This window comes from Tenacibaculum sp. Bg11-29 (assembly GCF_002836595.1).
Taxonomy (GTDB): domain Bacteria; phylum Bacteroidota; class Bacteroidia; order Flavobacteriales; family Flavobacteriaceae; genus Polaribacter.
The window spans coordinates 2,273,834-2,286,414 of record NZ_PJBB01000003.1; the positions used below are offsets into that span (position 1 = coordinate 2,273,834).

13 protein-coding genes are annotated in these 12,581 nt (G+C 29.3%); 8 read left to right on the forward strand and 5 right to left on the reverse strand.

The genetic code is table 11. The features are described from left to right. The first annotated feature begins 75 nt into the window (after positions 1-75). From mqo to CXF68_RS10385, 4 genes are all read left to right on the forward strand, one after another. Positions 76-1,551, forward strand: a complete 1,476-nt coding sequence (mqo, locus tag CXF68_RS10370) for a malate dehydrogenase (quinone) (RefSeq protein WP_101044409.1) — start codon at positions 76-78, stop codon at positions 1,549-1,551. A gap of 155 nt (positions 1,552-1,706) precedes the next feature. Then, a complete protein-coding gene (locus tag CXF68_RS10375) occupies positions 1,707-2,267 on the forward strand; it encodes an RNA polymerase sigma factor (protein ID WP_101044412.1) in 561 nt (186 codons plus the stop codon). Beyond that, complete coding sequence (locus tag CXF68_RS10380; RefSeq protein WP_101044414.1) at positions 2,248-3,054, forward strand: hypothetical protein; 807 nt, start codon at positions 2,248-2,250, stop codon at positions 3,052-3,054. The genes CXF68_RS10375 and CXF68_RS10380 overlap by 20 nt, the downstream gene beginning before the upstream one ends. Before the next feature lie 68 nt (positions 3,055-3,122). After that, a complete protein-coding gene (locus CXF68_RS10385) occupies positions 3,123-4,184 on the forward strand; it encodes a hypothetical protein (RefSeq protein WP_101044416.1) in 1,062 nt (353 codons plus the stop codon). A 17-nt stretch (positions 4,185-4,201) separates the two neighbouring features. On the opposite strand, the gene CXF68_RS10390 is transcribed toward CXF68_RS10385, so the two are convergent. Continuing rightward, on the reverse strand, positions 4,202-5,098 hold the full coding sequence (locus CXF68_RS10390; RefSeq protein ID WP_101044418.1) for a sterol desaturase family protein: 897 nt from the start codon (positions 5,096-5,098) through the stop codon (positions 4,202-4,204). 132 nt (positions 5,099-5,230) lie between these two features. Here CXF68_RS10390 and rpsF point away from each other — a divergent pair, with 132 nt between their 5' ends. The 3 genes from rpsF to rplI are packed head-to-tail and all read left to right on the forward strand — an operon-like array spanning position 5,231 to position 6,343. Beyond that, on the forward strand, positions 5,231-5,572 hold the full coding sequence (gene rpsF, locus CXF68_RS10395; protein ID WP_101044420.1) for a 30S ribosomal protein S6: 342 nt from the start codon (positions 5,231-5,233) through the stop codon (positions 5,570-5,572). A 3-nt stretch (positions 5,573-5,575) separates the two neighbouring features. Then, the gene (rpsR, locus tag CXF68_RS10400; protein WP_028889754.1) at positions 5,576-5,878 is read left to right on the forward strand and encodes a 30S ribosomal protein S18; all 303 of its coding nucleotides are present in this window, start codon (positions 5,576-5,578) and stop codon (positions 5,876-5,878) included. 15 nt (positions 5,879-5,893) lie between these two features. Next, positions 5,894-6,343: a 50S ribosomal protein L9 gene (rplI, locus tag CXF68_RS10405; protein ID WP_101044422.1), complete on the forward strand. Its 450-nt coding sequence runs from the start codon at positions 5,894-5,896 to the stop codon at positions 6,341-6,343. Positions 6,344-6,526: 183 nt separating this feature from the next. On the opposite strand, the gene lysA is transcribed toward rplI, so the two are convergent. From lysA to CXF68_RS10425, 4 genes are all read right to left on the reverse strand, one after another. Next, on the reverse strand, positions 6,527-7,735 hold the full coding sequence (gene lysA / locus CXF68_RS10410) for a diaminopimelate decarboxylase (protein WP_101044424.1): 1,209 nt from the start codon (positions 7,733-7,735) through the stop codon (positions 6,527-6,529). 262 nt (positions 7,736-7,997) lie between these two features. Further along, positions 7,998-9,236: a peptidase T gene (gene pepT, locus CXF68_RS10415; RefSeq protein WP_101044426.1), complete on the reverse strand. Its 1,239-nt coding sequence runs from the start codon at positions 9,234-9,236 to the stop codon at positions 7,998-8,000. Positions 9,237-9,265: 29 nt separating this feature from the next. Next, positions 9,266-9,820 (reverse strand): hypothetical protein, encoded by a 555-nt coding sequence (locus CXF68_RS10420; protein ID WP_101044428.1) that lies wholly within the window; start codon positions 9,818-9,820, stop codon positions 9,266-9,268. A gap of 11 nt (positions 9,821-9,831) precedes the next feature. Continuing rightward, complete coding sequence (locus CXF68_RS10425) at positions 9,832-10,902, reverse strand: DUF3810 domain-containing protein (RefSeq protein WP_101044429.1); 1,071 nt, start codon at positions 10,900-10,902, stop codon at positions 9,832-9,834. Positions 10,903-11,029: 127 nt separating this feature from the next. On the opposite strand from CXF68_RS10425, the gene dnaB reads away from it, so the two are divergent. Continuing rightward, a complete protein-coding gene (gene dnaB, locus CXF68_RS10430) occupies positions 11,030-12,556 on the forward strand; it encodes a replicative DNA helicase (RefSeq protein WP_101044431.1) in 1,527 nt (508 codons plus the stop codon). The last annotated feature ends 25 nt before the right edge of the window (positions 12,557-12,581 follow it).

The following is a 12,581-nucleotide window of genomic DNA, read 5'->3' on the forward strand; positions in this document are numbered from 1 at the left end:
ATTAAGAAATCTTTAACACTTGTTAAAAAATGAAAAAAAACTTATTTTTACCTCTGAAGCTAAAATAAATAAGCAATGAATATTAAAAAGGAGTATGATTTAATTTGTGTAGGAGGTGGAATTATGAGTGCTAATTTAGCCTTAATAGCAAAGGTTTTAAATCCTGAAATTAATATTTTAATTTTAGAACGTTTAGAAGGTGTTGCTAAAGAGAGTTCTGCTGCATGGAATAATGCAGGTACAGGACATTCTGCTTTATGTGAATTAAATTATTGTCCAGAAGAGAAAGATGGTAATATTTCTATAAAGAAAGCGATTAATATTTGCAAACAATATGAAATGTCTAAGCAATTATGGTCTTATTTAGTTAATGAAGATTTAATTGATAATCCTGCTGAATTTGTATCTTCAGTAAAACATCATAGTTGGGTAACAGGAAAAGATAATAGTGATTATTTAGAAAAGAGGTATAACGCTTTTAAAGAGTGTTTTATGTTTGATTCAATTGATTTTACTAGAGATAAAAGCAAAATGAAAGAATGGTTTCCTTTAATTATGGATGATAGGGAAGATGGTGAAATTATGGCAGCATCAAGAATTGATAGAGGTACTGAAGTAAATTATGGGGCTTTAGCAAAGAAATTATTTGATATTTTAGAAACTGAGTTTGACACGCCTGTTCATTGTAATATGGAAGTTTTAGATGTTGACCCTGATACCGATTTAGATTGGACAGTTGAAGTTAAGAGTGCTATAACTAAAGAAATACATCAAGTAGAAGCAGCGCATGTGTTTATTGGAGCAGGAGGTGGAAGTTTGTTATTACTTCAAAAAGTAGAAATTGAAGAGAAGGAAGGTTATGGAGGTTTTCCTGTAAGTGGAGAGTGGTTAGTATGTAAGAATGAAGAGCTTATAAAGCAGCATAATGCGAAAGTGTATAGTAAAGCTGGTATTGGAGATCCACCAATGTCAACTCCGCATTTAGATACTCGTTATATTGATGGAAAACGTCAATTAATCTTTGGCCCTTTTGCAGGGTTTAGTCCAAAGTTTTTAAAAGAAGGGTCTAATTTAGATTTATTTAAATCGATTAAATCAAATAATATACCCTCTATGTTTGGTGCTTTTTGGCATAATTTACCTTTAACAAAGTATTTAATAGAACAGGTAATGATGAGTAAAGAAGATAGAATGGATTCTTTACGGAAGTTTGTGAAAAATGCTAAAAGTAAAGATTGGGAGGTTGTAAAAGCGGGGCAGCGAGTACAAATTATTAAAAAAGATGAATTTAAAGGAGGGAAATTGCAATTCGGAACAGAAGTAATTAGTAATAAAGACGGTAGTATTACTTGCTTATTAGGAGCATCGCCAGGTGCATCAACAGCAACGGCAATTATGTTAGAAGTGTTAGAAAAAGCATTTCCAGAGTTACTAGAGTCAGAAGAGGGTAAAATGAAATTAAAAAAGATAATTCCGTTTTATAAAACAGAAATTACGAAAGAGTTGTTTAGTGAACAGTTAAAAATAAGTAAAAAAGCATTGAAATTATAAACAATTGTATTTTTTATAAACTCTATAAAATTATTTAATAGAATGTTAGAATCTCCATTTTTATAAAGATGGAGATTCTTTTTGCTTAAGAAGCAACCTTTTTTAAAGAATCATAGTCTATATATTTGTAAGACAACAAAAACAGAGCAAAAGGCTTGAAAATTATACCATTGCATAACAAACAAAAGTTGCTCATTAAAAAAGCAATAAACAATAATAGGGAGGCACAAGAACAATTGTTTGAGCAGTTTTCTCCTAAAATGTTGGGAGTTTGTAGGCAATATGTAAAAGATTTACACCATGCAGAAGATTTAATGTTACAAGGTTTTTTGAAGGTTTTTACCAATTTGAAAAAATTTAAAAGTGAAGGAAGTTTTGAAGGTTGGATTCGTAGAATAATGGTAAACACTTGTCTAACATATTTGAATAAAAAAAATCCAATTAAATTAACAGATGAAGATTATGTTTTTAATGGTGTAGCTACCGAGAGTTTAGAAAATACTTCAGTAGAAGATATACAAACATTAATAGATAAATTACCCGAAGGATATAAGCTAGTTTTTAATTTATATGCTATTGAAGGTTATAAGCATTCAGAAATTTCAGAAAAATTAAATATATCTGAAGGTACTTCTAAATCACAATTATTTAAAGCACGAAAGTGGTTGCAAAATAATTACGTAAAAATGAATAAGATTGAAAAAGCAAATAAATAATATAGATAAACATATAGCAAGTAAATTAAAAGATAGAGAGTTAAAACCATCTTCATCTGCTTGGGAACGTTTAAATGTTCAGTTAGATAATGAGCAGCATAAAAAGAAGAAAAAAGGGATGCTTTATTTAGGGTATGTAGCTAGTGTCGCTATATTAATTAGCCTTGGTGTTTTTTATCAAGTAACTAACAGTAGTGAAAATGCTATTGATACTATTATAGTTGAAACTTCTTTAGATACAGTAAAAATAAAGAAGATTAATTTAGAAGATATTTTATCAACAGAAGAGGCAATTGTAAAGACATTACATGTAAAGAATAAAAATAACCATAAAACGGCTAAAAACTCTGATTTTAAAAATTATAAAGAGTCTAAAAAAGAAAAAATAGCTAGTTTAATAAATGAGCCAGTTAAAATAACTGAAACTATTAAAATAGAAGTATTAAAAATAGCGAACGAAAATACTAGCTTGTTAAATATTAATACACAAAAAAAACAAGTACTTATTTCGAGGGTAAAGGTTAATAGCGATGATTTATTGTTCGCAGTAACACATTCGCCACAAGAAGTAAAAGAGTATTACGCTAAATATAAAGTTAAAAGGGAAAAAGTTTTAGAAACGATTAAAAAAGAACTGATGAGGTCTAATCTTAAAATTAACCCAGAAACTATTTTGGCAGAAGTAGAGTATGATTTAGAAGAAGCTGATTTTAAGAAAAATTTTATGCGAAAATTCAAGTTAAAACTATCTGATGTAATTGTTGCAATTGCTGATAGAAATAAATAAGCGCTTACCAATTATTGATTAAGTAAACTGACCAAGCTAATTACCTGTTTAATTTAAAAATTTATAAAATGAAAAGAATACTATTATTAGTGTTGTTAGTAACAACTGTTGCCCAATCTCAAGAGAGAACATTTGAAAGTGAAGTGAAAAAAATATCAAAAAAAATTGATAAGATTACTAAACAACAAAAAGATTCTTTAAAAGATAAAGTGAAAGAAATTAATTTAAAAATTGATAAAAATGAGCTTACTAGCGATGAGGCCATTCCATTAAAAAAAATAACAGCACTTTATCATGCAACTCAAATTGAAAAATTAGTAAGCATTCAAGAGCAAAAATTACAACAATTAGTTCAAGATAAAATTGATGGAAAAATAATGAGTTCATCAGAAATAGATGGATTTGATATTACAATTTTTAATAGAAGAATTCTTCATGTAAATGCAAATAATGATGAAAAAAAGAAGAACAAAAGGGAAAGAGATAAAAGAACAACTTCTCAAATTGTTTTTGCGCTAGGAGTAAATAATGTTTTAACTAATAATAAATTTAATTCATTAAACGATTCTGACTATAAGTTTTGGAAATCACATTTTTATGAATTAGGTTTAACATGGAAAACACGTATTTCTAAACAACCTTCAAAAGCATATTTTAAATACGGTGTTTCTTTTCTTTGGAATAATTTAAGAGCAAAAAATAATAAGTACCATGTTGTAAACGGAAAAGAAACGATCTTAAAAGTACATCAAAATGGGCTTTCAGAGAGTAGGTTACGTCATGTTCAAATGAATTTTCCGATGCATTTAGAATTTGATTTTTCAAAAAATAAAAAGTATTCAGATGATAGAATCGTTGATAGAACACATGAGTCTATTCGTTTTGGACTAGGAGGTTTCTTTGGTTTTAAATTAGGAACACGACAATATCTAGAATATAATAATGCAGAAGGTGTAAATGTAGAAGAGTTGCAAAAAGCAAGTTTTAATACGAATATAATTAATTATGGGTTAAGTGCTTATCTTGCTTATGAAGGGTGTGGGTTATATGTAAAATATGATTTAAACCCATTATTTAAAAATACTGATACAAGAAATATTTCATTAGGTTTACGATTTGATATTAATTAAACAAAAAAGGAGCAGTTTTAAACTTCTCCTTTTTTGTTTTCTTCCCATTCTTGACGTAAATCACCAGAAAGTTTGCCTGTTCCGTCATGTCTCCACCCTGGAGGTTTTAAAAAATATAAAAACTTTTTCCCTATAGAAGCTTTACTTGTAGAAACATCTTTTAACATATTGTACCATTCAATAAAAGCGATTTTAATAGGGTTGTACGTGTTTATGTTGCTAACTAAACCGTAAACAGGTTTTTCTATTTCAGGTTCAAAAGTACCTAAGAGTTTATCCCAAATAATAAAAATACCTGCGTGATTTCTATCTAAGTATTGTGGGTTTGTAGCATGATGTACTCTATGATGGCTTGGGGTATTAAAAATTGCTTCAAACCATTTAGGCATTTTTTGAATTAGTTCTGTATGAATCCAGTATTGGTATAATAAACTAACACTCATTTGCATTAAAATCATTAGAGGATGGAAGCCTAAAAGAGCTAAAGGTGCCCAAAAGATAAAAGTATAAAAACTACCCGACCATGTTTGTCGTAAAGCAGTACTTAAATTATATTTTGTAGAAGAATGATGCACCACATGACTTGCCCAAAAAAGTCTACTTTCATGTGCAATTCTGTGGTTCCAATAATAAACAAAATCATCAGCAAAGAGTAATAAAATCCATGACCACCAAATAAAAGGTATTGTAAAAAAACGATAGTTGTATAAAAAGGTGAAAAAAGCTAAAGCAAGTATTTTTGTAAATAAGCCAATAAAAACATTTCCTAAGCCCATTGTAATTGATGTCATTGCATCTTTAAATTCATAATCCTCCAATTTTACTTTAACAGTTAAAGTTACTTCAATGATTATTGTTAAAACAAAAAAAGGAATAGCATAATGAATTATATTTGGTAGTTCAGGGATGTTCATAAATAAGATCGATTAATATTGAAGTGTAAAAATACTAAAAACAAGCAAGTTAATAAAAAAGGGAAATCATTTTTTTATAGGTTAAAAACACTTATATTTGCAGGCTTAAAATAAATTTTAAACAATCTAATTATGAATCATTACGAAACTGTTTTCATTTTGAATCCCGTTTTATCTGAAACTCAGATAAAGGAGACAGTAAAGAAGTTTGAGGACTATTTACTTTCTAAAGGTGCAGAAATGATTTCTAAAGAAGATTGGGGCTTAAAAAAATTAGCTTACCCAATCGAAAAGAAAAAAAGTGGATTTTACCACTTATTAGACTACAAAGTGGCAGGTGATGCTATTACTGCTTTTGAATTAGAATTCAGAAGAGATGATAGTGTTATGCGTTATTTAACTGTAAGGTTAGATAAACATGCTGAAGCGTGGGCTGAAAAAAGAAGAGAACGTGTTAAATCTGCAAAAAAGTAAGAAATGGCGTCAACAACAATAGAACAACAGTCAAAAGGAAACAAGCAGGGAGAAGTACGTTACTTAACTCCGCTTGATATTGAAACAAAAAAAGAAGCAAAATATTGTCGTTTTAAAAAGAACGGTTTTAAATACATCGATTATAAAGATGCAGACTTCTTAATGTATTTAGTAAACGAACAAGGTAAAATTTTACCAAGACGTTTAACAGGAACATCATTAAAATATCAACGTAAAGTTGCACAAGCTATTAAAAGAGCTCGTCATTTAGCTTTAATGCCATATGTTGGTGATTTATTAAAATAATAAAGAAGTAGAGACATGGAATTGATACTAAAACAAGACGTAGAAAATTTAGGTTTTAAAGACGATGTTGTAACTGTTAAGAATGGTTATGGTCGTAACAGCCTAATTCCTAAAGGATATGCAATTTTAGCTACTTCTTCAGCTAAAAAAGTATTAGCTGAAAATTTAAAGCAACGTGCTTTTAAAGAAGCTAAATTAATAGAAGATGCTACTAAAATAGCAGAAGCTGTTAAAGGGTATGAATTAAAAATTACTTCTAAAGTAGGTTCAGGAGATAAGTTATTTGGTTCAGTAAACAATATTAATGTTGCTGAAGCTTTAGCTAAAGCTGGTACTGTAATTGATAAGAAATTTATTAAAGTTACTGGAGGTAGTGTAAAAAGATTAGGTAAATACAATGCAGCTGTACGTTTACACAGAGCAGTTGTTGCTGATATCGTTTTTGAAGTTGTTGCTGAAAAGTAAGAATTAAAAAATACATTTATAAAAACCTATTCATTTTGAATAGGTTTTTTTTTGTTTAATTATAAAAATACTATGCTAAAAAGAATACTTAGTTTATACAATTTATTAAAAAATAAAACGAAAAACCTGAACAATAATTAATATTGTTCAGGTTTAACATTTTGTAATTCGTTATTATTAAGACTACATAATTTTAATATCTTCTTGATTTCTAAGAATATCTTCTATTGTTTCTCTTTTTCTAATTAAATAATCCTTTCCTTTATAGATCATAACCTCAGCTGGTTTAAATCTTGAGTTGTAATTAGAGGCCATTGAATAACAATAAGCACCCGCATTATTAAAGCATAAAATATCTTCTTCTGATATTTCATTAATTCTTCTATTAGATCCAAACGTGTCAGTTTCGCATATGTAACCAACAATACTATAAAAACGTTCTCTACCTTTAGGGTTTGATAAATTTTCGATAGTATGATGTGAGTTATAAAGCATTGGACGTATTAAATGATTCATTCCACTATCAACACCAGCGAAAACAGTAGAGGTTGTTTGTTTAATTACATTTACTTTAGCTAAAAAATAACCTGATTCACTAACCAAAAACTTACCTGGTTCAAACATTAGCGTAACGTTTTTTCCGTAAACCTTGCAAAATTTATTAAATCTGTCAGATAATTTATCTCCTAATTCAATGATATCTGTAGAGATATCGTCTTTTTTATAAGGAACTTTAAATCCACTTCCAAAATCAATAAAGTCAATATTTTTAAATTGTTTAGCAACATCAAATAATATATCAGAGGCTCTTATAAATGTATCAATATCTAAAATATCAGAACCTGTATGCATATGTATGCCGTTAATACGCATTCCAGTATTTTCAACTACTCGCTTTATATGAGGTACTTGATGAATTGAAATTCCAAATTTAGAATCGATATGTCCAACAGAAATATTGCTATTTCCTCCTGCCATTATATGCGGATTAATTCGAATACAAACAGGTGTTTTTGGGTGTTTTTGCCCAAACAATTCTAGTATAGATAAATTATCAATATTAATTTGTATTCCTAGTTTGGCAACTTCTTCAATTTCTTGAAGCGAAACACCATTTGGAGTATAAATAATATCCTTTGGAGCAAAACCTGCAAGTAAACCTAATCTTACTTCTTGAATAGAAACCGTATCTAAACCACTTTTCAAGGTTTTAAATACTTTTAAAATATTTATATTAGATAGTGCTTTAACAGCGTAATTTATCTTTAAGTTTTTAACTTTAGAAAAAGCAGCCGTCATATTTTTATACTGATTTATTATTTTTTCAGTATCATATACATAAAGTGGCGAACCATACTTATTGGCTAAATTTAATAACTCTTCTCTATTCATTTTTTGTCTATGTATTAATAAGTGTCAAATGTAGATAAGCATTTTTTTTTGACAAATTATTTATAAGAAATATACAAATCTAGTTTTTTTGTGAAAAAATAAGGTGTTTTTCCTGTAATGCATGGTGTAAAAATAAATCATCTTTGTATTGAAATTAAAGAAAGGGGTTTTACTTTATATTTAGGGTGTTTTCTGTAGGGGGCAGGAATATCAAAAAAAAACTCTAGCATATGCTAGAGTTTTTTTTATAAGAAATAATCTTTTATTTAAATTTTGTAGCTACCTTTTCAGTAATACCAACAATTACTTCAATAGCTTTAAGAATACTCTCTACAGGAACGTATTCATAACGCCCATGAAAGTTATGGCCACCAGCAAATATATTCGGACAAGGTAGCCCTTTATATGATAATTGTGACCCATCAGTACCACCACGAATCGCTTTAATTAAAGGTTTTATGCCAAGATCATTCATAACCTCTTCAGCAATATCAACAATATGCATAACAGGAGTTACTTTTTCTTTCATATTGTAGTATTGATCTTTTATTTCAATTTCAATAAGATCTTTTCCTAATTTAGTGTTCATTACAGAAACTAAATCTAACATAGCTTGTTTACGGTTTTTAAACAATTCCATATCATGATCTCTAATAATATACTGTAAAACTGTTTTTTCTACTTTTCCTTCCATTTGATGTAAATGAAAAAAACCTTCATAACCAGTCGTTTTTTCAGGAACTTCATCTTCAGGTAAAGCATTGATTAATTCACTAGCGATAGTCATTGAATTAATCATTTTTCCTTTTGCATATCCAGGGTGTACTATTTTACCATTAATAGTAATTTTTGCACCAGCTGCATTAAAATTTTCATATTCTAGCTCACCAATTTGGCTTCCGTCCATCGTGTAAGCCCATTGTGCACCAAATTTTTCTACATCAAACATGTGAGCTCCTTTACCAACTTCTTCATCAGGAGGAAAGCATACTCTAATTTTACCGTGTTTAATTTCTGGGTTTTGAATTAAATATTCCATTGCTGAAACAATTTCGGTAACACCAGCTTTATCATCAGCACCTAATAAAGTAGTACCATCTGTAGTAATAATTGTTTGCCCTTTGTATTGCAATAAGTCATCAAAATAATCAGGAGAAAGTACAATGTTTTGTTCTTTGTTTAAAAGGATATCTTTACCATCATAATTTTCATGAATTTGAGGTTTTACATTTGCTCCAGTAAAATCAGGGCTTGTATCAATATGAGCAACAAAACCGATAGTTGGTACTTCGTAATCTAAATTACTAGGTAACGTAGCCATTAAATAGCAGTTTTCATCTAAGTCAACATCTTCCATTCCTAATTCTTTCAATTCTTTTTCCAGAACTCTTGCTAAATCCCATTGTTTCTCTGTACTAGGAAAAGCAGGATTGTTAGGATCACTTTCAGTATCAATAGTTACATATTTTATAAATCTATCGATGATATGTTGTTTGTTCATTGTTATAATTTTAAGCGTTTCAAAAATAACTAATTCAATTGTATTTTGTCTATTAATTTTATGGCGTTACATATTCGTTTATCAACTAAAGAATCTCCATAAACTTCAGTTTTAATATGTAAGAAATTTTCAGAGTTTATTTTGGTAAATGTATTTAAAATATGATATGTATAATTGTTTTTTTTACCTTTAGCATAACTGAAGTATGAAGGTTTGTTTAATAAGTTTATAGCATTCGTTTTTACTTCTGATAATTGCATTCTCTTATTATCATCCGTAATTTTTTGCTTAAAAGTATTGTCAATAAAAGCAGTTTTATGCACTAAAGTAACATCAATAAGTGTCGTTTTTGTTAAGCTAAGAGTTGTGTCAGCAGCATAAATAGATGTTTTTGTATTGTCGTAATATAAATTTACCTTCCAGTTGTTTGGAAGTTGAGTGCTAAACATGTTTCTAACATCATTATGTATCTTTAAATCATCGTTTGTACTTAAGATTTTACAATTAAATTCATCTTTTAAATCAGGAAGTGAATTGCAGGAAATAGATAAAAAAAAAACAAAAACAGCAGAAAAATATTTCATAGATAATAATTTTATTTTTTTTGCTTAAAGTAAGCAATTAACAAATCTACTACATAACTGTAAGATTTAATTCCTTTTGATTGATTGTTTGCTTTTAAATAAGAATTGTAACCTTTTTTAAAATAAGGCTCAATAGGATTGTCAAATTTTTTCCAATGTAAATAACTGCCTCTATAATCTTTATATATTCCTTTGTTTACACTATGTTTTATTTCTTTAGCTAGTTTTTTATCATGCTTATAAACCTGACTAATACAATAATTATAAGCCATGCGGTATCCTGAATATTTAAAGTAGATATCATCATTATAAATTGATGCAAGAAAACCAACAAAGTTAGCATCATTTTCAGCAGCCCAACCAATTTGATGTGCCATTTCATGACAGGTTGTTGAGGGATATCCTGTTTTTGGAATCATATCATTTATTTGAGCTTCGCCTGTAATTGGATTTATGTAACCAGCAGTACCATTATAAGATTGAAATAAACTAACTAAAGAGTTTTTTATTGAAGAGGTTTTGTATGTTAACTGCGGATAAATAACTGCTAATTTTTTATAACCATTAGGTGCTAACGTGTAAATTTCTTTTTGGGTATGCGGTGATTCAATTTTAATAGTATCGTTATCTGTAATTTTTAGATGGATTTTATTTAGTTCTAAAACAATTTTTTTAGTTGTTTGTATTAATTGTTCTGTGGTGTAATTGGATTGTTGTAGTCCAAGATTTTTAGCTAAAGGTTCTCTAAAATAATTCAATCCCCAAAAAGTATAAAAACAAAAATAAATTATAGCTAAAGTTGCCGTAAGTCTTATTAATAGCGTAATACTATTTTTAAATCGATCTTTAATCAAACGATAAATAGCTCTTGTTAATGAAAATAGCAAAACAAAACCTAAAACATCACCAACGGAAAATGGAATCCATCCAAAAATAAATCTAAAAAAAGAAGAGATATATGGGTATAGTCCATTACTGTAATATTGCTCTACCCATTGAGGTTTTTGACTTAAAAATTGCACAATCAATAATTGAAAAGGTAAGGTTAAGGCGAATATTATTTGTTTTTTATTGTACTGCATAAATTCAAAAATAAGAAAGTTAGTAGGTTATCAACAAGTTAATAACAGTTTTGTTTACAAAATTTTGTATAAAGAAAGTTAAGGGTAGCCCCTGTAAGTATCATCTTAAAATTTTACATTTGCAATTATGGAAAGAACTCAATCTCTCAGAGGAACGAAAGCAGAAAAATCTAAAATTATTAGCCTTGAAAAAGGGAAATTACCACCACAAGCTTTAGAATTAGAAGAAGCTGTTTTAGGTGCTATGATGATTGATAAGAAAGGGATTGATGAAATAATTGATATTCTAAGTCCTGATTCTTTTTATGATAAAAGGCACCAAGAAGTATATGCAGCTATTTATACATTGTTTCAAAATTCAGAACCGATTGATTTACTTTCGGTTTCAAATCAGTTAAAAAAAGACGGTACCTTAGATTTAGCAGGAGGTGATTTTTATTTAATCGGTTTAACTCAAAAAGTAGCATCTTCTGCGCATATTGAGTTTCATGCCAGAATTATATTAGAAAAATATATACAACGTAGGTTAATTACAATCTCGTCTGAGATTATAGAAAGTGCTTATAATGAGACGGTAGATGTTTTTGACTTATTAGATGATGCCGAGGGTAAATTATTTGAAGTAACCCAAGGGAATCTTAAAAAAGGAGCTGAAAGAGCAGATTCGTTAGTACAACAATCTATTACTAAAATACAAGAAATTTCAGGTAAAGAGGGGATGAGTGGTTTGGCTACCGGATTTACGAAATTAGATGCATTAACTTCGGGTTGGCAACCATCCGATTTAATTATTATTGCTGCACGTCCGGGTATGGGTAAAACAGCATTTGTAATTTCAATGGCTAAAAATATGGCGATTGATTTTGGACATGGTGTTGCTGTTTTTTCATTAGAGATGTCATCGGTACAGTTAATTACACGTATGATTTCTTCGGAAACAGGATTAACATCAGAGAAATTACGTAAAGGAAATTTAGAACCACATGAATGGGAACAGTTAAATGTAAAAGTTAAAAAACTTTCTGATGCCCCAATATTTATTGATGATACTCCAGCGCTTTCAATTTTTGATTTACGTGCAAAAGCACGACGTTTAGTATCGCAACACGATGTGAAAATAATTGTTATTGATTATTTACAGTTAATGACAGCTGGTGGAGCAGGAGGGAATCGTGAGCAAGAAATATCAACCATTTCTCGTAACTTAAAAGCACTAGCAAAAGAATTAAGTATACCCGTAATTGCCTTATCTCAGTTATCTCGTGCGGTGGAAACTCGTGGAGGATCTAAACGTCCGTTACTATCAGATTTACGTGAATCTGGAGCAATTGAGCAGGATGCCGATATTGTATCGTTTATTTTTAGACCAGAATACTACGGAATGACAGAATGGGATGATGATGATCATAGTCCGTGTGAAGGTCAGGGTGAATTTATTGTAGCAAAACACCGTAATGGTGGAATGGATAATATTCGTCTAAAATTTACAGGTCACTTAGCTTTATTCTCAGATTTAGAAGAAGGAATTAGTAGTGAGTTTCAGTCGAGTATGAACACAGGTATAGAATCTGGTTTTAATACAGATGTAGCTTCTAGTGATTTTGTGTCGCCAGAAGATGCATTTGGACCTAGTGATGATGATGTTCCGTTTTAGAACTTAAATAACTATAAAAATAAAA